This window comes from Ralstonia sp. UBA689 (assembly GCF_002298975.1).
GTDB lineage: Bacteria > Pseudomonadota > Gammaproteobacteria > Burkholderiales > Burkholderiaceae > Ralstonia.
This window is the reverse complement of sequence record NZ_DBMV01000022.1, coordinates 1-20,804: the sequence shown is the minus strand read 5'-3', so window position 1 is coordinate 20,804 and position 20,804 is coordinate 1. Positions and strand designations below refer to the sequence as shown.

14 protein-coding genes and 2 pseudogenes are annotated in these 20,804 nt (G+C 62.4%); 5 read left to right on the top strand and 11 right to left on the bottom strand.

What is annotated here, in order from left to right:
* From B4F51_RS10785 to B4F51_RS10770, 4 genes are all read left to right on the top strand, one after another.
* Positions 1–978 (top strand): type II secretion system F family protein, encoded by a 978-nt coding sequence (locus tag B4F51_RS10785; protein ID WP_296225373.1) that lies wholly within the window; start codon positions 1–3, stop codon positions 976–978.
* 91 nt (positions 979–1,069) lie between these two features.
* A complete protein-coding gene (locus B4F51_RS10780) occupies positions 1,070–2,038 on the top strand; it encodes a type II secretion system F family protein (RefSeq protein ID WP_296225372.1) in 969 nt (322 codons plus the stop codon).
* 184 nt (positions 2,039–2,222) lie between these two features.
* Positions 2,223–3,686 (top strand): trypsin-like peptidase domain-containing protein, encoded by a 1,464-nt coding sequence (locus B4F51_RS10775; RefSeq protein WP_414706741.1) that lies wholly within the window; start codon positions 2,223–2,225, stop codon positions 3,684–3,686.
* Positions 3,687–4,095: 409 nt separating this feature from the next.
* Positions 4,096–4,374: a hypothetical protein gene (locus B4F51_RS10770; RefSeq protein ID WP_296225371.1), complete on the top strand. Its 279-nt coding sequence runs from the start codon at positions 4,096–4,098 to the stop codon at positions 4,372–4,374.
* Between the two features lie 524 nt (positions 4,375–4,898).
* On the opposite strand, the gene B4F51_RS10765 is transcribed toward B4F51_RS10770, so the two are convergent.
* The 8 genes and pseudogenes from B4F51_RS10765 to groES form a co-directional block, all read right to left on the bottom strand.
* Positions 4,899–5,345 carry a TadE/TadG family type IV pilus assembly protein gene (locus tag B4F51_RS10765; RefSeq protein ID WP_296225370.1) on the bottom strand — a complete coding sequence of 149 codons (447 nt, stop codon included), beginning with the start codon at positions 5,343–5,345 and terminating at the stop codon, positions 4,899–4,901.
* Entirely contained in the window at positions 5,338–5,823 is a 486-nt protein-coding gene (locus B4F51_RS10760) for a TadE/TadG family type IV pilus assembly protein (RefSeq protein WP_296225369.1), read from the bottom strand. The genes B4F51_RS10765 and B4F51_RS10760 overlap by 8 nt, the downstream gene beginning before the upstream one ends.
* A 9-nt stretch (positions 5,824–5,832) precedes the next feature.
* Positions 5,833–7,083: a pilus assembly protein TadG-related protein gene (locus tag B4F51_RS10755; protein WP_296225368.1), complete on the bottom strand. Its 1,251-nt coding sequence runs from the start codon at positions 7,081–7,083 to the stop codon at positions 5,833–5,835.
* 245 nt (positions 7,084–7,328) lie between these two features.
* Positions 7,329–7,787 (bottom strand): GtrA family protein, encoded by a 459-nt coding sequence (locus B4F51_RS10750; RefSeq protein WP_296225367.1) that lies wholly within the window; start codon positions 7,785–7,787, stop codon positions 7,329–7,331.
* Between the two features lie 244 nt (positions 7,788–8,031).
* The gene (locus B4F51_RS10745; RefSeq protein ID WP_296225366.1) at positions 8,032–9,123 is read right to left on the bottom strand and encodes a M48 family metallopeptidase; all 1,092 of its coding nucleotides are present in this window, start codon (positions 9,121–9,123) and stop codon (positions 8,032–8,034) included.
* 10 nt (positions 9,124–9,133) lie between these two features.
* A complete protein-coding gene (locus B4F51_RS10740; protein ID WP_296225365.1) occupies positions 9,134–10,210 on the bottom strand; it encodes a YjgN family protein in 1,077 nt (358 codons plus the stop codon).
* A gap of 223 nt (positions 10,211–10,433) precedes the next feature.
* Positions 10,434–12,036, bottom strand: a pseudogene (gene groL / locus B4F51_RS10735) (chaperonin GroEL).
* 95 nt (positions 12,037–12,131) lie between these two features.
* Complete coding sequence (gene groES, locus B4F51_RS10730) at positions 12,132–12,422, bottom strand: co-chaperone GroES (protein ID WP_296225364.1); 291 nt, start codon at positions 12,420–12,422, stop codon at positions 12,132–12,134.
* 1,511 nt (positions 12,423–13,933) lie between these two features.
* Here groES and B4F51_RS10725 point away from each other — a divergent pair.
* Positions 13,934–14,179: a hypothetical protein gene (locus tag B4F51_RS10725; protein WP_296225363.1), complete on the top strand. Its 246-nt coding sequence runs from the start codon at positions 13,934–13,936 to the stop codon at positions 14,177–14,179.
* 40 nt (positions 14,180–14,219) lie between these two features.
* On the opposite strand, the gene B4F51_RS10720 is transcribed toward B4F51_RS10725, so the two are convergent.
* The 3 genes and pseudogenes from B4F51_RS10720 to B4F51_RS10710 form a co-directional block, all read right to left on the bottom strand.
* A complete protein-coding gene (locus tag B4F51_RS10720) occupies positions 14,220–14,669 on the bottom strand; it encodes a hypothetical protein (protein ID WP_296225362.1) in 450 nt (149 codons plus the stop codon).
* Positions 14,669–20,431, bottom strand: a complete 5,763-nt coding sequence (locus B4F51_RS10715; RefSeq protein ID WP_296225361.1) for a kelch repeat-containing protein — start codon at positions 20,429–20,431, stop codon at positions 14,669–14,671. Before B4F51_RS10715 ends, B4F51_RS10720 begins: the two co-directional genes overlap by 1 nt.
* A gap of 42 nt (positions 20,432–20,473) precedes the next feature.
* Positions 20,474–20,804 (bottom strand): annotated as a pseudogene (locus tag B4F51_RS10710) (hypothetical protein); the annotation flags it as partial.

Below are 20,804 nucleotides of genomic sequence, written 5' to 3'. Positions count from 1 at the left end.
ATGAGCGAAATCTTCTATGCCTTCATGATCCTGCTGTTCGCCGCGGTGGTGCTCTGTATCGAGGGGCTCTACCAGTGGTGGAACAACTACCACGGCCCCGCGGCCAAGCGCGTCGACGCACGCATCCGCGCCTTGTCCGCAGGCGGCCATGTCGATCAGGAACGGCTCACGATCCTCAAGAAGCGGCTGCTGAGCGACTCGCCGCGCTTCCAGCGCTGGCTGATGAGCCTGCCCCGGGTGACCGTCATCGACCGCTGGCTGGAGCAGTCCGGCAGCTCGTGGTCGGTCGGCCAGTTGCTGGGAATCTGCTGCCTGTTTGGCTTCGGTGTGCTGGCGGCGGGCGCCTGGCTGCCGGTTCCCATCGCCATCGTCGGCGCGGTGGCGTTGCTGGCGGGCATGCTGCCCGTGCTGTACATCGTCAGGCTCCGGCACAAGCGCATCAAGCACCTGGAGGCGCAACTGCCAGACGCGGTAGACATGATCGCCCGCGCGCTGCGCGCCGGCCACTCCTTCGCCAGCGCCCTGGGCATGGTCGGGCAGGAGATCAAGCCGCCGATGGGCCCCGAGTTCCGCATCACGTTCGAAGAGATCAATTACGGCGTTGCGGTGGATGAAGCGTTGACCAACCTCGCCATGCGGGTGCCCGTCAATGACCTGCGCTACTTCGTGATCGCGGTGCTCATCCAGCGCGAGAGCGGCGGCAACCTGGCCGAGATTCTCGACACCATCGGCATGCTGGTGCGCGAGCGCCTGAAGCTGTACGACAAGATCCGCGTGCTGTCGGCCGAAGGTCGCCTGTCGGCATGGATTCTCGGGCTGCTGCCGTTCTGCACCGCCGGGCTGATCCTGGTCGTCAACCCGGACTTCATGAAGGTGCTGTGGCACGACCCGATCGGCCTGAAGATGATCGGGGCGGCGCTGCTCAACATGGTCCTGGGCGTGCTCTGGATGCGCAAGATCATCCGCATCCGGGTGTGACGAATCGACAGGCACTGATATGCGGACATCGGTCCGCGCAGCCGCAATCCCGCAATGTCGCAATGCCGCAATGCCGTAGAGGGAGACGATCATGCAAACCATCTATTCCACACAGAACGTGGTGCTGGTGCTGGTCTTTATTGCCGCCTTTATTGCCGCGCTCGGTCTGCTGCAGATCTTCTCGCCAAGCCGCACGCGCGGCCGGGTGCAGCAGATCGCCGGCCAGACAGTGGACACCGGTGCCACAGACGGGCTCGACAACGCCTGGGTTGAAAAACTGGCGACGTGGGCCAAGCCGGTCTCGCAGCTCTCGCTGCCCAAGGAGGGCTGGGAGAATTCGCAACTGCGCGTGCGCTTCATGAACGCCGGTTGGCGCCACGCGTCGGCCGCGCCGCTGTACTTCGGTATCAAGACCGTGCTGGCCATCGCCTTTCCGCTGTTTGGGCTGGCGGCCATGAGCGCCCGGCACGTCACGTTCCACGACCAGGAGATGACCTTTGCCGTGCTGGGGCTGCTCGGCGCCATCGGCTACTACCTGCCCAGTGCCGTGCTGGCGCGCAAGATCGAGAACCGCAAGCGCGCCGTCTTCGAAGAGTTTCCGGACATGATCGACCTGCTCACCGTTTGCGTGGAGGCCGGCCTCGGGCTGGATGCCGCGCTGCTGCGCGTGTCGCAGGAACTCGCGCTACGCTGCCCCGTGCTGGCATCGGAGCTGGAGCTGATGCTGCTGGAACTGCGCTCGGGGTTCTCGAAGGAGAAAGCCCTGCTGAACCTGGCCCTGCGCACCGGCGTGGAAGACGTGGACAAGTTCGCGTCGATGCTGATCCAGGCCGACCGCTTCGGCACCAGCCTGGCAGACTCCCTGCGCGTGCTGTCCGACATGCTGCGCACCAAGCGCCGCATGATCGCCGAAGAGCAGGCCGCCAAGATCGCGCTCAAGCTGCTCTTCCCGCTGATCTTCTTTATCTTCCCGACCCTGCTTCTGGTGCTGCTCGGCCCGGCCTTCATCCAGATCTACCGTGTGCTGCTTCCCACCATCACCGGCAGCACGGGAGGCTGACATGCGAAAGCGAACATAACTTGGCTGCAACGGCCCCCGGACTATCACTTGGCGCGCGACGCTGGGGCGATGGTCCTGTTTCCCGGACGCGCGCCGGGTTTTTTCCTTCCCTTGGCGCGCAGTTGGCACACGGTGCCGGGTCGCTTTCCGGCTGCCGGCGTGATGACCGCATTGGAGATGCACCATGCTCCGCCAGACCAGCAACACCCACAACATCCTGACCCGCGCCTTGCGCGATGCTGTCGTGATCGCCTCCGTGCTCGGCGGCGTTTCGTATCTGCAGCCAACGGCAATCGCCGCAGGCATCGCACCTGCACCCGCCAAAGGGGCGAGCATTGCGCCGGTCGATCTCCCCACCATCGTTGAGCGATACGGCCCGGCCGTCGTGAATATCAGCGCAACCGCGCCGGAGCAGCCAACGCAAGGGCAGGCCCCCGAGGACCTCGATCCGGACGATCCCTTCATCCAGATCTTTCAGCGCTCCGCCCCACAGTTTCGGCAGCCGCAAAGCGGCGCGCCGCATGCAATCAGGGGAACCGGCTCGGGTTTCATCGTCAGCCCGGACGGCCTGATCCTGACCAGTGCGCACGTGGTGGACCGCGCTGAAGAGGTCACGGTCAAACTGACTGACCGGCGTGAGTTCAAGGCAAAAGTGCTGGCTGTCGACCCGCGGAGCGACGTGGCAGTGATCCGAATCGACGCCAAGAAGCTGCCGACCGTCAAACTTGGCGACTCGTCGCGCGTGCGCGCCGGCGAACTGGTGCTGATGATCGGATCGCCCCACGGCCCCGAGAACACCGTGACCGCCGGCATTGTGAGTGTCGCCCCCCGCGCGCTGCCGGAGGGCGTCTCGACTCCGTTCATCCAGACCGACGTCAACATCGTGACCGACAACTCGGGCGGCCCCCTGCTCAACCGCTCCGGCGAGGTCATCGGCATCAACGTGCAGATCTATGGGCAAACGGAGGGGGGATACTCGGGCCTGACCTTTGCCATCCCGATCAACGTCGCGGTGCAGGTGGAGAAGCAGTTGCTGGCCCTGCGCAAGGTGCCCCAGGGCAACCTTGGCATCGGCATGCAAGACGTCGACCCTGGCTTGGCTCGGGCCTTTGGCCTGCCCCGGCCGGCCGGGGCACTGGTCAATTCCGTCGAGCCCGGCTCGCCTGCCGCCGCCAGCGGCCTGAAGCCCGGCGACGTCATCACGCAGATTGGCGACAAGGCAGTCGACCGCTCCGCTGAACTCGCCGAACATCTTGCTGCGCTCAAGCCCGGAACAAAGATCGCGCTCACGCTGATCCGCAATCAAAAGCCGATGACGGCCACAATCGTGGCCGCCGCATCCGAGGGAAGACCCGGCACGCAGCAGGACGAAGGCAGCGCAGCCCATCGCCTCGGATTGGCCGTGCGCCCGCTCAATGAGGCCGAACGGCTCGCTACCGCGCTCACGGAAGGACTGGCGGTGGATGCAGTCGAGGAGCCCGCGGCAAGTGCCGGTATCCAACCCGGCGATATCGTCCTGTCGTTCAATGGCACGCCAGTCAAATCACCCGAGCAAATGAGCGCACTCACTGCAAAGGCCGGGAAGCAGGTCGCATTGCTGATCCTGCACAACAACGCCCGCATCTTTGTCTCGGTCGAGCTGAGGTGAATTCCAGACCGATTCAGAAACCTCCGACTTGCCCCACGCCGCGCGAGCCCGCTACACTGCCCGGGCTCGCATCAGACAGATGCGGCCGGGCTTGGAAACCCCGTTTTTCAGATCTTGTGACGAAGAGCCGTTTATGGCTCTGCGGCGCCGGTGTTCGCTCCTACGGGCGGGCCTCGGCAGGTACGGCTTCGGCCGTGCCGGTTCTCTTCGCAAGATCTGTCCGGTGTTTCCAGCCTGTCGTGTGCCCGCCCACCCTCGTGGTGGGTGGCTCCTCAACTCACCACGAGGGCAAGACCATGGATCACCCGATTCAAGCTGTTTCATCCTCACGCGGGCATTGCCCCGCCATCCACCCGCCGCCGCTTCGCATCACGCATCACACCCGATGCACGCCGTGCTGAGGTGCGTAATGAAGCTCGAACACAACCGCGACTATCTGAAGGGCGCGCTGTTTGCGCGTGACTTCCTGCGCCGCACGCAGGCAGGCCTGAAGCTGCATCGACAGTTCGAACCCAAGACGCTGCGCTGGGAATATCAGATCCACATCCAGGACAAATCTGGCGAGTACCAGGCCGGGTTTCTGGACGCCATTGGTGCGTACGTGCTGACCACGCTGGAAGGCGTGCTGGTCGAGCTGTACCGGTGGGAGATCCTGCGCATACTGGAGCGCGGGAATCCGCAGAAATAGAAGAACAGCAGAAGAGCAGCAGTGAACGCGGCCCCGGCACGGGCGGGGACGCCAAGCAAAAACCCTTGTGCGCGACGGTCCGAGGCTGACGCCTCCGGCGCAAACCCTCAAGCGGCGAGTTCAAACTGTGACGCGCGACGCGGAAAGCGTCAGGGGTCGCTCAAAAAAACAGCAAGCGCGAGGAAGAAAGCGTGACGCATCGCGTTCTGAACGCCGAATGCCGAGTTCAGAACGTCGCGCGCCGAGTTCAAACCGTGGCGTGCGGCACAAAAAGCTCGGAGGGTTGCTGAAAAAAACAGCAACCGCGAGGAAATAGACACGGCACGTCGCGCTCTGAACGCCGAATGCCGAGTTCAAACCGTGGCGTGCGGCGCAGAAAGCGTCATGGGGTCGCTCAAAAAAGCAGCAGCCGCGAGTGAAGAAGCACGGCGCGTCGCGTTCTGAACGCCAAATGCCGAGTTCAGAACCTCACACGCCGAGTTCAAGACCGCTCTGGCCTGGGGCCTGGGTGCACAGCAGGAAGATCAAGAGCAAACGCTGCTGCTGTTCGCGTCCTGCCCCATGACCTCCCTGGGCAGATACGTTGAGAAACCCGGCACGCCCAGACTGGAGAAGCCGATCCATGTGGCCGGAGACACCGGCGAGATGGTTAGCCCCGTAATGCCAACAGACACGCCCGCGCAGCTCGACGCATCGCACGTTGCGCTTACCGCGCCAGTGGAGTCGTACCACTGGATGGTCACGTTCGATGACGTGAGGCTTGGCAGGATGCGCTGCATGCGCGAGAGCACCGAGCTGGACCCCTGCGCGCAGACCACCGCCTGGCGTGCGCCCCAGCGCGTTGCCTCACCCGCCGCGTTCCACGTAAAGAGAATGCGGCCGAAATCCAGGATCGCCAGCAACACGGTGAGGAACAGCACCGCCACGATGGCGAATTCGACCGCGGTCGTCCCTTTTTGTCGCTTATTCATAGGATTGCCTCATGGTCACGGAGATGTTGCTGAACGCGATCGATGTCAGCTTTCCGGTGCCGCCGGTGTAGTAGCGCGTAAACGCCAACATATCCAGCACCGGGCTGAACGTGTAGCCCGAGATCGTGACGGTGACGGTGTTGATGGCGGGGTTGGAGCCCTGAACGATGTTGCCGGTGCAGCTCGTGTTGGATGCATCGCAAATCGACACCATGCTGGTCTTCAGCCCCGGCACCAGCGGCGTACTGCCCACGGTGGGCGTACCGTACACCGCCAGGTTCTGTGCCGTGGTGTAGGCGGCCGAATTGCCGGCCGCCTGCGTGCTCAGGTAGCGTGCGGCATCCCGCGTGGATTTGGTCAGCGTGTTGTAGGTGTAGATGGCCCGGCCAAACTCCGTAACCGCAAAGGTGACCGCCAGCAGCAGGCAAATGGTGATGGCCAGTTCGATCAGCGCCACACCGTGTTGTCGTGTCTTCATGGCTTGCTCCTACTCCACCAGGGCCGGCACCAGGGGGCCTGCTGTACCGCCCGCCAAACCACTGGGCGTGCACGGGCTGGTCAGGCTGCCCCCGTTGCTCAGGAATTCGAACTGCATCGTGGTGTGCACGCCGTCAACAGGCTGCAGCATCAGCATGCAGGCGTAGTCGATGATCTTGGAGGCAGAGGAAATCACCGGCACGAGAACAAGACGCCGGTTCGCGCCGTAGGTGGCAAGGTCGCCGCCGGCTCCTGCAGTAGCGAGACTCTTGTAGCCGCCTTTGATGTTCAGACCGGTGATCTTGTCACCGCCATTGATGCTGCTGCCGGTATCGTCGTAGTTGGCGTAGGCCAGCCGCTTGGTCTTGAAATTGGCGGCAGTTGGGTCGGAGCCCTTGGCGGGTGTGCCGCTGTAGGCGTTTTGCGGCACGGCGTTGGTCCAGTTGGTCGACGTATAGGCGTAGCCCGAGAGGTCGGGCTGCAATTGCGAAGCGCCAGACTTGTTCTTGTAGATGCCGAAGCGGGAGTTCCAGGCGTCGTCCACCGTGACCTTCGCACCGGGTGTGCCCAAGGTGTCGCCAATCTTGGAGTTGCAGTAGCCGTTCAGCATCTCATTTTTCGTTTCATTGGCGTTGGTGGAGCCATCCAGGTTGTACCAACCCATTTCCCCCGGGGTGAGCGAGCCGCCGCCATAGAGCATATTGACCCACTCGCCTACTTGGAAACCGTAGTTGGGGGCGGTTCCGCCGTTCTTCGGGAGCAGGGCCACAGGAATCGGGCAGGTGCTCTGCGCATGGACTCGCGTCGCCACAGCCAGCGCGGCAACGGAGTTGGTGGTGGCACCGCCCACAAACCTGATCAGGCGCGCCACGATGCCGCTGGTGGTGTGGGTGCACTTCACATAGCCCGAACTGGCAGACCCGCCTGCGGCGACGCTGTACGTCCCCGTCAGCGATGTGCTGAACGTGACGTCGTTCGCCACCAACGACGCCGAAACCTTCTGGTATGTGACGCTGTTGGCATTGCCTGCCGTGAGCCCCGCATTCGTGGCGCGCGTGAGCGCATCCGAATTGCCGTCCAGTTCCTGCGCCGCAGCCAGCGCACAGCTGTCCACCGCGGATTGCAGTTCCGACTTGGCGACAAACAGGCCACCCAGATCGATGACGAGGCCCGCCATGCCCAGCAAGATTGCAATCACCAGGCCAACGATGGGAAGAACGACCCCGCGTTCTCGCCGCTTCGAATAGTTGCCGTTACGCATAGCTCGTCGCCCCCGTTCGGTGAGGTCATTCGATCGGCCAGTCCGCGCGTCGCGGTGGCTGAACAAGGCGAAGCCAGCTACGCCACCCCCGCCCCGCAGCACGCCCGCTGCACGTTGATCTGGCTACCTGCTGCGCTCAACTCCGCATGCAGGTTTGCCGTTGTTTATAAGTAGTTGTAGCTGCGCCAACCGCAGACCGAAACTGGCCGTAGGGATGATTCAGCGTTGAAACGCGGTGCGCGCGATCAACGAAAGGTCCAGGTCCGATGCAGCACGAAGGTGATCGGCGGCACCATCATCAGGATTGCGCACAGCCCAACCCAGTAGTTCGCGCCCAGCCTTTGTGCGGTCCAGGAGATGGCGAGCGTCAGCAGCAGCCCGAAGACGGCCACGCAGACAAAGCGCAGGAAATTGTCGCGACTGGGCTTGGCGGAGAAGCTCCAGAGCGCATTCAAGAGGTATGAGAAGACGGTGGCGCAGACAAAGGCGACGCCGTTTGCCACCACGGGCGACACGCCAATCCCGAGCGCCAGCGGCGTGGCGATGGCCACGTGCACGCCGGTGGCAATCACGCCTGACACCCCAAAGCGCGCCAGCCGGACGATCGTGAGACGGTCTGGCGTCTGGTCTAGGATGCGGCGCGCGACCCTCTCCAGAACGGCGCCTGTTGCAGCGCCCCCGACGCTCTGTTCCGCTTGTCGCATGGCTTCCCCCGTCTTGCAGTCGACACGGATTGAGGGAACGGAGTCTGGCGATGTTCCTCGCTGTGTCGCGAGGTTGCCTACCGCAAGTCGCGGGCGCTATGGGAATCGTTGTCGTTCGCCACGCAATGCACCTGACGCCGCTGGCTCAAGGCGTTTCCTTCTCCCCTGAGCCCATCTTGGTCATCGCGTCGCCGGATAGAAATCCGTCAAATGAACTACGGGTGAGAACGCACCGCCTGGTGCGTCACTCGGCGTCGCTGCCGCCATGCGTGCGGTCAAAGCGGCGCAAGGTGGCGATGCGCTCGCGTGTGAGCGGGTGGGAAGAGAAGAACGCAGAGGCGTCGTCGTCGGCGTTGCTCGTCTCATCGGCATTCTTGGAATGCTTCGCGGTATCGGCCTTGCGCGTGCCGCCGTGCGTCTCTTCCAGTGCCTGCAGCACGTCGGCAAACGCGCCCACCGACAGGCCGTTGTCCTGCAGCAGTTGTGCGGCGTAGCGGTCGGCATCGCGCTCGTAGTCGCGCGAGTAGCGCAGCGTGAGCATCGCTGCGGGCACGCCCGACAGGATGGTCGACACGTCACCAAACAGCAGCGCCGCTGTCGCGCCAATCGCCGACGATTGAATCAACTGGCGCAGCCCGTGCCGGTATTCGACATGCCCCGCCTCGTGCGCCAGCACACCCGTGAGGCCATCGCCCTCGCCCACCAGCTTGACCAGCGCATCGGTCACGATGATGTCGCCGCCGGGCAGCGCAAAGGCGTTGGCACCCAACTTGCCAGCATCGCGAAAAACAATGTGGTACGTGTGGGTAGCCCGCGGCGCGCGCAGGGCTGCGAAGCGTGCACGGATGCGTGCCTGCTGCGCCTGCGGCAGCTTGCTGGGCTCGAGCCAGCGCTCATCCAGCGCACGTAGCGTACCGCGCCCAAGCTGCGACTCCACGCGTTGCGGCACCAGGGTTGCCACCACCTTGGCGCCCCACGGCAGGCCATAGCGATAACCCAGCACCAGCACCAGCACCGTCACAACCAGCGCGCCCAGCGCAAGCTTCCAACTGTTCTGCGCGCGCACGACCCAACCTTCGTGGTGGCCGGTGCGATGCAGCAGCGCGTTGAGCGCAGCCTGCTCAGCGGGGTCGGCAATCTCGCAGAAGGCACCGTCCTCAAAGGTGATCAGACGCGGCGCATGCTTGCCGCGCTCCGACACGCGCAGCGCGGCAAGCGATGCACGGCGCAGCAGCGTGCCATCCGTGTCGTACAGCACCGCCTCCCCCGCCTCGACGGCAAGGCGCACGGGCTGCGCACGCGAGGTCCGGCCGTCGAAGTAGGTAGCGAGGATCATGGAAACAGCCTTACAGCGCGATGTCGATGTCGTACCAGTCCACCGCCGCATCGCCCAGTGCACCCACCTTGATGGTCTCGCCGGCCACGAAGGTGTCGAGCGAACCGGCTGCCAGCAGCGTCATGGAGTCGAGCTTGTAGCGCAACGTGCGCACGCGCGCAAACGGTGTGAACAGGCCGATGGTGATGACGATCAGCACCGCGTTCGACACGTAGATCCAGAACAGCTTGCCTGCGCCCACTTGACTCTGGAAGCGGTGCGCGCCCAGCGTGGTGTGGTTCCAAACCACGTTCTGCAGACGCGACATGAAGTACGGCGCCAGGAACAGCATTGACGCGTACATGAACACGGCAACGATGACGAGGCCCACGATCTGGCCTGCACCGGCCTGCGCATTCTTGACCGACACGCCCAGCAGAAATGCCAGCGCGATGCCCACCACAAATGCCAGCACCGCCAAACCGAACGTACGCAGATACACGCCGTAGAAGTTGCCCGGCGTGCCCGAAAAATCAAACGGCGTGGTGCCGAAGCGCGTGTTCTTGTGCTGGTAGCGCTTGAAGCGCTGGTGCGCCAGCGGGGCCAGCAGGTACAGCGAGACCACGCTCAGAATCGGCCAGACCAGGAATACCATGTAGCCCTCGGCATCCTTGCCTGTAAACGCAAAGTGTAGGCCCCGGTAGCTTGAGTTGGCCATGCGGAAGCGCAGCGAACGCACCAGCAGCCAGGGAAACGCGCCCGCCAACAGCGCGAGAAGCACCATCGACAACGCCACCGAGGATTGACTGAGAATGTTGAACGCAAGGGCCAGCACAAAAATGATCGCGCGGCCCTTGAGGATGGCGATCGGGCTACCGTGGTAGTCGAAGCTCGACCCGGCCAGTTGCGTGTTGCGATAGAAATACTGCAGCGTGCGGACCTTCGCCCAAGCCGAATAGATGCCCACCGTGACGATGGTCAGCAGCAGGTTGACGATCCAGATGCGGAAGTACTCTGAGCCGCTGCCGATAAAGCGCATCCGCAACGGTTGCGGAGCCGCCGGAGCGGGAGCACCGCCCAGGACGGGCTCGCGTGCGATGTCGTTCATCTGATTTCCCTTCCCTGTGATTGTTGTCGTGCCCCGCGTGGGAGCCTGCCCCTGGGGTGAGCCGATTGTAGCGAACACCGTTGCGGTATGGCGTTAACGTCGCCTTAACAAATCATGGAGACGCACGCCCAACAAAAAACCCCGCAGGCTCGCACCCGCGGGGTTCTTTGTTTGGAGCAGCCGTCCGGAAAGGACGGCCGGGCCGGGTTGCCGGACAGGCAAATTACATCATGCCGTCCATGCCGCCCATGCCACCCATGCCGCCCGGCATTGCCGGAGCTGCATCGTCCTTCGGCAGTTCTGCCACGGCGCAGTCCGTCGTCAGCATCAGCGAAGCGACCGAAGCGGCGTTCTGCAGCGCGGTGCGGGTCACCTTGGTCGGGTCCAGCACGCCCATTTCCACCAGGTCACCGTACTCGCCGGTGGCGGCGTTGTAGCCGTAGTTGCCCTTGCCTTCGATGACCTTCGACACCACAACCGAAGCCTCGTCGCCAGCGTTGGTGACGATCTGGCGCAGCGGCTCTTCCATGGCGCGCAGCACGATCTTGATGCCGGCGTCTTGGTCAGCGTTGGAGCCCTTCAGGCTGGAGATCAGAGCGCGGGCGCGCAGCAGTGCAACACCGCCGCCAGCCACGATGCCTTCTTCCACGGCAGCGCGCGTTGCGTGCAGAGCATCTTCCACGCGGGCCTTCTTTTCCTTCATTTCGACTTCGGTGGCAGCGCCAACCTTAATCACGGCAACACCGCCGGCCAGCTTGGCCACGCGCTCTTGCAGCTTTTCACGGTCGTAGTCCGAGGTCGCTTCTTCGATCTGGGCACGCACTTGCTTCACGCGCGCTTCGATGTTGCGGGCATCGCCAGCGCCATCGATGATCGTGGTGTTTTCCTTGCCGATTTCGACACGCTTGGCTTGGCCCAGATCGTTCAGGGTTGCCTTTTCCAGCGTCAGGCCGACTTCTTCAGCGATGACCTGGCCGCCCGTCAGGATGGCGATGTCTTCCAGCATGGCCTTGCGGCGGTCGCCGAAGCCCGGAGCCTTGACGGCAGCGGTCTTCAGGATGCCACGGATGTTGTTGACCACCAGCGTTGCCAGGGCTTCGCCTTCGACGTCTTCAGCGATGATCAGCAGCGGACGGCCAGCCTTGGCCACTTGTTCCAGCACCGGCAGCAGGTCGCGGATGTTGCTGATCTTCTTGTCGAACAGCAGCACGAACGGGTTGTCCAGTTGGACAACTTGCTTTTCCGGGTTGTTGATGAAGTACGGCGACAGGTAGCCGCGGTCGAACTGCATGCCTTCNNGTGATCACGCCTTCCTTGCCGACCTTGTCCATGGCTTCAGCGATGCGCTGGCCGATGGATTCGTCGCTGTTGGCCGAGATGGCGCCAACTTGAGCGATTTCCTTGCTGGTGGTGGTGGGCTTGCTGATCTTCTTCAGCTCTTCGACGGCAGCGTGCACAGCCTTGTCGATGCCGCGCTTCAGGTCCATCGGGTTCATGCCGGCGGCCACGTACTTCATGCCTTCGCGCACGATCGACTGAGCCAGCACCGTTGCGGTGGTGGTGCCGTCACCGGCGTTGTCGCTGGTCTTGGAAGCGACTTCCTTGACCATTTGCGCGCCCATGTTCTGGAGCTTGTCCTTCAGCTCGATTTCCTTGGCGACCGACACACCGTCCTTGGTCACGGTCGGGCCACCGAAGCTGCGCTCCAGCACCACGTTGCGGCCCTTCGGGCCCAGGGTCACCTTCACTGCGTTGGCGAGAATGTTCACGCCTTCAACCATCTTGGCACGTGCGGCATCGCCGAACACTACGTCTTTAGCTGCCATCTTGAGAATCTCCGAAATCTTGGGGTATTGCCCGCGCAGCATGCGCAGACAAGGAATGAGGGGTTACAGGTAAGCCGCTGCGAGTAAACGCGTGCTTACTTCGTCACCACGGCCATGATGTCTTCTTCGCGCATGACCAGGACTTCCTGGCCTTCCACCTTGACGGATTGGCCGGCGTACTTGCCGAACAGCACGCGGTCGCCGACCTTCACGTCCAGCGAGATCGCCTTGCCGTTGTCGTCTTTCTTGCCCGGGCCGACAGCCAGAACTTCACCTTGGTCCGGCTTTTCAGCAGCGGCGTCGGGAATGACGATGCCCGAAGCGGTCTTGGTTTCGTTGTCCAGGCGCTTCACGATCACGCGGTCGTGCAAGGGACGCAGGTTCATACAGACTCCTCAATGCAAAGTGAGTGTTTATTCACAAAACGCGCCGCTGGGCGCGGCGCATCGGAAAAGCATCGGGGGACAGAGGCATTGTTAGCACTCCAACCCGGCGAGTGCTAATTATAGGGACGGGGTATTACGATTTCAAGAACGGGGAAATATCGAGATTCGTTGTCGAGATTCATTCAACGCTGAACTTTGTTCACTCAACTCTGAACTCGATCGCGCCCCTACTCGACCTCACTCCGGAGAATCCCTTTTCCATCAATAGGTTGTTGGACGTAGCGTGACAGAGACTGACCGGCGAAAGAACCTCGAAACTCGCTACGAGTGAAGCTCAACAACTTCTTTGGGAAGTCATTTTTGTGCATCATGAAGCACAAAATATTACCCGACGTGCCGAATCGCACGCGACTACCGACACTCGGATAAACCATGATGCGCTAGCTCTGCCACTTTCCAGCTGCCGCCCGACCCATTGCTGCCATTCGAGCTTCGATTGCCAATGTATGCTTCGCAGCGGTAGCTACGGCTGTTCAAACTGCAAAGCCGTCGTGCCATGTCGGTGGCCGTAGAGGAACTACAGCGCTATGTCTGATATGTAGGCTGCCTGCCGGCTTGATCGATACATTGTTTAGGCTAGGGTCAGCTTGTCTATCCGACTCGGGGCAGTTCACCGTGGACAATCATGGCGGCCACACGCCGAAGTCAACTTAAGCGAATCAACTTGGCAACCTCACATAATCCGACGAGTTCTCGAACCATCCCCAGTGGCGGCGCCGCAGCAGCGGCGGGTATTGGGTTTCAGGCTCAGCTAGGGGCGCTTTTCGGTCTGCAATTGCTTGCTCAAGTTCCGGTCGACCACGTACTGGAATTGGGCGCCGCCGTTCCCGCCTGGATTCGCTTTGAGACCGAAGCACCTGTGGACGACATCCTGGTGGCAACTTCGGAAGGCGGGTTCATCGCGGTGCAGGCCAAGACGACCGTGAACCTCTCGTCCCAGGCAGACGGAGGATTGGCCAAGACCGTCCAGCAGTTCATTCGACACTGGCTTGTCTGCCGCGATGGTAAGGGCGAACAATTTTGGGATCGCTCTCTCGACCCGAACAAGGATCGACTCGTGCTGGCAGTAGGGCCCACGGCACCCGCTTCGATTCGCGTGGATCTCCCGGCAGCGCTGAGGTCTCACTCGCAACCATCGCCAGGTGCGCTGACGCAAGACCAGCAAAGGGCACTAGAGGTACCAACCCCAGACCGTCCAAGTTCTCGCTGCGAGTACTTGCGATCGCTGTAAGCGCCGGCTTACCCCTAATGATGGAGAGTGGCAGGAACGCCTATCGTTCGATCACGACTGCGGCTTCAATTCAGTCTTTGGCGACCGCAACACGGTCAGCCTTGATTTGTGCCAACACTGCTTGCGGGAAGTGCTGGGCCAGTGGCTGCGGATCAAGCACTGTGAGTAAGCGGCATTGCCTCCTGGACCAGCAGTCTGGACTGCTCAATGTGAGCTGATGATGAGCGGGCAACTCGCGTTCCGCCCCGAGGTCGAAGCCGTCGAGTCGGAGCTGGAAGCCAATGGCTACGCCGCCGTGCCGAGCTGGCGCAACGATGGGCGGTGGGAGCTTTGGACGCGCGAGGTGGTGGCCGTCGCGCGCGATGCCCGCGTGCTTTTCATCAGCGGTCCCAGCGAGACCTTTGCCACTCGCGGTGCAGCTCTTGCCGCCGGCCTCGCCTGGCACGACGTGCAGCAACAGCTCTAAAGCAAAGACCCGGCCGAAGCCGGGTCTCGTCAGATGACTGCTACGTAGGTGATCGTGCTGCAGCTAGGTCGGCCAGCAGCTCGCAAGTCAACTTGAACTCAGGCCGTGGGTCCATTCCAGCAGCTTCTTCGAAGTAGCTAACACTCCCCTCATACGCGATTGAGAAGACGAACCCCTTAACGCACCACACCTTCGCGTTCAGCTTCCCCATTCCGGTCAATTCAATCTTCACGTTAGCGACAAGTAATTCCGTCGTCTTGTTCGGGAACGCTAGCTCTTGGTCGAAGCTGGGACGACCGTTCTTCATCCTGTAGAAGTTAGCCTCGACGCCTTCGGGCAGGCGTTGGACCTTGTTAATCTCCAGCACTTGGCGGTCCCACAGATCCGAAGTCTGAGTCTCAAGATGCTCTCTCACGCAGTCGAGCACCATCTTTTCAAGGGCTGACAGCCGCGAGCCTGCCCCGAGCAACTTAGCGATGAAGGATTTCATTATCGGCATGTGCAATCACTGCTCATGGCAGCACCAGCGGCCCCGTAGGCACCACCGGCGGCAGCCCCCTTATAGACATTCGGAATGCGGGCCCATTGCTGCCATGCCACGTTCGGCATTGGGTTCTCAGCCTTCCAAGCTCTGGGCATAAATCGGTAACGGTACGGGTCTGACATAGCATGCTCGACCGTTGACACGAAGTTACCGTTCCACTTCGAGCGTGGCCCGCCCATACGGTTCGGAATCCAATGTGAGAACTCCTTGCCAGCACCCCTAGCCCCTGCGGCCTCCCAACCTGCCGCACCTGCTAGTGCAACATCGACCGCAACACCAGCTACTTCGCCAGCCGTGTAGTAACCCGAGCACTTATCTACCGCCCCATTTGTGCCCATCTGGTCGCGTACCCAGTTGGTCGCGCCGAACGACATCGTATCCCCGAACCCTGCCGAGAAATCGACCATTCCCTGCGGCAGCGGGTCACCCCATGCCCACAGGCCATAGGGGTCCGTGTACATCAGCGGGTTTCCATTGACATATGCGTAGTTGTTGGTCTGCCCACTGGCCCATCCAATCGGGTCCTGCGAAATAAACCTCCCCATCTGCGGACTGTAGTATCGCGCTCGGTAGTAGTACAGCCCCGTTCCGTCGTTCTCCCGTCCCGTGTATTGCTGGCTGTTGTCGTTTGTCCCCGTCTGCATCGTGGCACCGTAGGCGTCGTAGCTGTAGCTCGTCACGATCGCTTGCGTCGCATCGGTCGCCATCAGGATGTTGCCCAGCGCGTCCGGCAACAGGCTGTGCGAGCCCGCACTGCTCTCGCGCAAGTAGGGCTCGTCCATTCTGGGGCCAGTAACTAGGTTGGCCGTGCCGGCGCCGCCGTTCTGCTCCTGCACGAAGTTCGCCCCGTCGTACAGGTATCCAGTGGAATTGCTGCCGATAGTTTTGCTGGTACGCCGTCCCAGTGCGTCGTACTGGAAGCTGGCCGTGGTCGCTCCGCCGATGCTGCGCAGCTGGTTGCGTTCGTCCCACGTGTAGGTGTTCGTGCCGTCGCTTGTCAGGTTGCCGTTGGCGTCATACGTCAGGCTCTGGCCGTTCCAGTTCGTCAGTTGGTTGTTGGCGTTGAACTGGGTGCCGGTGACGGCGGTGCCGGGATTGACCTGCGCGAGGCTGCCACCCATGCCGGTGCGCTGACCGGCGGCGTCGTAGGTGTAGCTCAGGTCTCCAATCGGCGTGCCGTCGGCTTTCTTGTAGGTGATTCCGGTTAGTTGGCTTGCTTTGTCGTAGCTGTAGGTGGCCACGATGCCGTTGGCGTAGGTGGTGCTTGCCCGGCGGTTCGCCGCATCGTAGCTAAAGCTGATCGTCTGGGCTGTGTTGCCGTTCGTGCTGCCGGCGGCCTGCTGGATTTGCGTCAGACGATTGGCGGCATCCCAGCTGTAACTCACGGTTGGCTGGCCGGCCACGGTCATGCTCTGGCGCCGCCCGCCCACGTCGTAGGTGTAGCTCACGCTACCCTGCGGAGTCGTTTCCTTAGTGAGACGATCCAGCATGTCGTAGCTGCGCGTGATGGTGCCGCCAACGGAGTCAACAAGCTGGGTCAGCCGGTTGCCGGCGTCCCAGGTCACCGCGATGGTGCTCACCGGCGAGCCACCGCCAGCCGCGGCGCCGAAGGAAATGAGAGTCGGTCTGCCCAACGCGTCGTAGGTGCGGTTGGTGGCTTGGCCCTTGTTGTCGACCACTTGGCTGAGGCGGCCGCCTGGCTCGTAGGCCAGTGTGCTTACATGCCCCAGCGCGTCAGTCGTGCGGGTAAGGCGGTTGCGTCCATCGTAAGCAAAGCTCGTCGTGTTGTTGTTCTGGTCGACTTGGGTCAGCAGGTTGCCATTCGGGTCATAGCTTGCTTGAGCGACGCCGCCTTTGGGGTCGGTCACGCTGGTAACGCGGTTCAGGGCGTCGTAGGCCAGGTAGCTGCGGCGACCCAATGGATCAGTCCGACCGATGGGGCGTCCGGCGGCATCGGTGCTTTGGCTCGCCGCATTGCCCAACGGATCGGTTACGGTTTGCAGGTCAGCGCCGCTGTAACTGAAGGTGGTCGTGCCACTTAGCGCGTCGGCAATGCTGGTGGGACGGCCTTGGCTGTCGTAGGTCAAGGCGACGCTGTGATTCAGAGCGTCGGTGCTTCTGACGAGGTTGCCCAGGTTGTCGTAATTCAGCGTCAGGGTGTTGTTATTCGGGTCTGTGATGGTGGTCGGACGGCTGTAGTTCAGATCCCAACCAATCTTGGTGGTTGCCGCGCTGCTGGTGCCCGAGGCAGCGGTGACCTGTGTGGTGTTGCCCAGCCGGTCGTACTGGTACGCGGTGGTACGGCCGAGGGCATCGGTGATGCTGTCGAGCAGATTGGTGCTGGCGTTCCAGTTGTATGTGCGAGTCTGAGCCACCGTCGTGCCTTGGCCCACCGTCATGCTAGTGATGGCCTTGCTGGTGTTAAACGCGTAGCGTGTGACCGTGCCACGTTCGTCCGTGGCATCCGTCTGGGTCACCGCGTCGTAACTGCCTGCCGGGAGGGTCTGGCTGGCGGACAGCAGCGTGTAGGCGAACGAATAGGTCTTGCCATCGGCATAGGTCTGGGTCGCCACCCGGCCATTCGCATCGTAAGTGTTCGTCACAACGATGTTGCCGTTCTTGTCCTGCACCGTGAGCATATTGGTGCTGGTCGCAACGCCACCGATCGAGTGTGCTGCGGGTACTGTTTGCCTGGCCCAGGTGTAGGCTCGAGTCTTGCCCAGTGGGTCCGTAACTTGGGTCAGCCTGCCTTGCGTGTCATAGACATAGCTGTAGGTGCGCTGCAGGTCGTCCTTGACCTGCGTAACGCGGTTGGACGCGTCGTAGCTCAGGTAGACGTTCCGTCCGTTGGGCGAAATGATCTGAGTAAGGTTGGCGCTCCCCGAACTGCGCACCAGCTGCATGGTGTTACCAAATCGGTCTTTAATGCCAACTACTGCGGCCGTGCGCGCCGTGCCACCGCCATCCCCCACGCCAGGGAAGTAGTAGCTAGTGCCGTTCTTAAGGACCAGGCTCCAGTTGGCGCCTGGGTAACTAACGTTGTCCCACTTGATGATGGCGCCGTAGTAGATGCTGCCCGGTGCAGCGATGCTCTGGAACACGGCGTCGGTGTAGCCGGTACCGCCAGAGACGCGGCTGAAATAGACGCGGCTGCCGTCAGGCAGGATCAAATAGGAATACGGCTTGATCTGATCTTTGGCGGAGTCGTAGCCCCCCACAAGGAAGAGGTCATACGAAAGGTTGGTTCCGATACCGAAAGCGCGGGACGTCTCGTCGGCCTGCCGGTAGGTGCGGCCGATGGTGATGGGCATCACGTCCGGAATGACGAGGTCGGTTTCCCGGTTGAGGAACAGGCCCGTGGCGGTGTCCACCGGGTCGCCGGCCTCGGCCTCTTCCTTGCACTGGCAGTTCGGCGTCGGGCCCTCCGACGGCGCCTGGGACTCTGGCGTGAAGGTGGTGATCATCGCGCCGGTGAATTCGTAGATGCGCACGTCCGCATCGGGCATCACCTGCTTACCATCAGCCGTGACAGTGCCGTGGCCGTACTCGAACCAGCCCCGGTTGGTGGCGTCGTAATCCCAGAAGGTCATGCGCGTGCCGGGCGCAGCGTTCGGGTAGTTCGGGTAGATGAGCTGGGCGCCCTTGGCATTGGCGTTGATGCCTTCCAGGCGTGAGCCTCCCGGCTGGACGGTGAAGTAGACCGGCACTTCAATGTGCGGTAGCGGGAACGGCGGCTGGTTAACGGGCACCGCCGTCATGCTGATCTCGGTCACGATCTTGCCCTGCGAGTCTCGGATGACCATGCCCGCAGGGATGCGCAACTCCATGCCCGGAATCTGCGGGTTGGTCACGACAGTATCGGTCGCGGTGGGGGAGGCCAGCGTGACGGTTCGCGGGTTCAAGCGCGACATCCAGATGACGAAGGGCAGCAGCGTGGTCCGCCCTTCTTCGATCTTCACACCGTACTCGTAGCGCCCATAGTGCCGGTTGCCGCGGCTGGCTGTCTCACCGTCGATCACCAGGATCTGACGGCCGGCAGGCACGCCTGCGAGCAGGAACTCGCCGTTCTCATCAGTCACCACCTTCTGCGAGCCGATGGACAGCGTCGCGCCTGCCAAAGGCTTGCCATTGAGGCGTAACACTTGGCCCGCAACGCCCGTCACGCCATCGGCGGGCGGTGTGACATCGGGAATCTTGTGCTGGGCCACGTCGGCGGGCGTCAGCTTCATCAGCTGTGGGTAGCCGTACAGCCTGTGGCGCAAGTGCTCGTTCTTGGGCAGGTACTGCCGCGAAACCTCTCGGTTGCCACGGCGCCACTTGCCCCCAAAGTTGCCCGGGCCAGGGATCCAGATATCGCTGTCTTCGTCCGCATCCGCAGCGGCCCGGTTTGCCGCGTCATACGCAGCACTGGCTACCGCGGGGGTTTTGGGGGTGGCGACCGTACCGTTGACGGTAGTGCTACCTGCCGTTGCGGCGACAGCAGCCCCACCCTGCGCCGGTGCTGCCGCGAGCATTGCCTGCGCGACAGCAGGCGTTGTTGTGGACCGCGCTGCGGACGTCCCAAGCGTGACGGTCTTGAAGCCCACTGCGGTCAGCGGCAAGGCGTTGCCAAATTGATCGGTCGCGCCTTGCACGAACAGCGTATAAGCGGTCCCTGGAAGCAGTTCTTGCTTGGGCGTGACAAATAGCAACATCCCGCCTTCCACGGGAACCGGCTGGATGTCCACCGCGCCACTGGGACCGATCAGGGTGACAGTACTGGCGTTCAACGTCGTCACGGCCATGCGCTGGCTGAAGCGGAGCATGAAGCGCTGCGCAACCGGCACGTGCTTGGCTTGGTTCGCAGGAACACTAGTCACCAAGGTCGGCACCGTTCCCGGATTAAGCGACTGCGCCAGCGACTGCGCGCCATCGACTGCAACAGCACTGAATTGCTGCGCAGTGGCATCGAACACGCTGCCACTGGCCAGTGTCTGGCCAGCACCGTCTTGACCGCCCCACAGCAAAACCTTGGCGCTGGGCAATAGCGTCGCGATGTGCTGCATGCGCGCTGCGTCCAAGGCGGTGTTGACCCGTTCGACCTGGTTCGTGGCAGGGTCGTAAAGTTCGACCGTGCGCAGCGGCTTGCCTGCAGCGTCGGCCCCCCCTGCTATCAGGAGGCGGCCATCCGTCAGCACTGTCGCGCTATGGCCACTCCGTGCCAGCAGACCCGGATTGGCGAGACTGCTGAAGCTGTTGGTCGCAGGAGCGAATATCTCCAGATCGGTAAGCGTGTTGCCCTTGGCATCAAGTCCGCCGAAAACGAGCACGGTGCCATCAGGCAACAGGGTCGCACTGTGGTTCATGCGCGCTGTGCGCAAGGTGGCGGGTAGCGGAATAGACTTGCCAGCTGCATTGATCACCCAAGCCCCGTTGCCTGCTGCATTGGCGGCAGTACCACCCAGTACTAGCCACTGACCATTGGCGAGTTGGGTAGCGCTCTGACCTCTGAGGGTCGTGGGCCGAGAAGCGAGCAAACTCATGAGCGAGTCGCTCGCGGACGTGGAGGCGACCGGCGCAACCTGCCCCTGCCCAATTGACTGCGACGCATGAAGCATCCCAACGGCCAACAGGATTGCTGGAACCATGTGGCGCAGCGAAAGGCGCCAGCGCGGCACCACATCAAGACCAAGAGCGTTCGGTTTCGACATCGCTTCTCTTTCTTTCATTCGGAGGGTTCTCGTCATCGTCGTCGGCGTCTTGTTCTTGCTCTATGGGCGCAGACTGAATTGCTTCAGGCTCAGGGAGCCACTCACTGCGGTCGCGTAGCTATTTGGTGTGACCACCACGGTGTAGGTGCCGGTGCTAGGCAGACCCACGTTGTTGGTGCCCGTTCTCGACAACGCGGGTACGCTGCAACTGCCGCTCGTGCTGAAGCTACCGCAATTGACGACCGTGGTGACGTTGTCGGGGGCGATTACCGTGATAGTGACTGTGCTGCCAGCTGGTGTAATGGCGACGCCGCTGAAGCCCAGATTCAGGAACTGGCCCGCAGTGCCCGTAAAGGTGTAGCGGCCCGCCGCACCCGCCTGCTGGCTGATC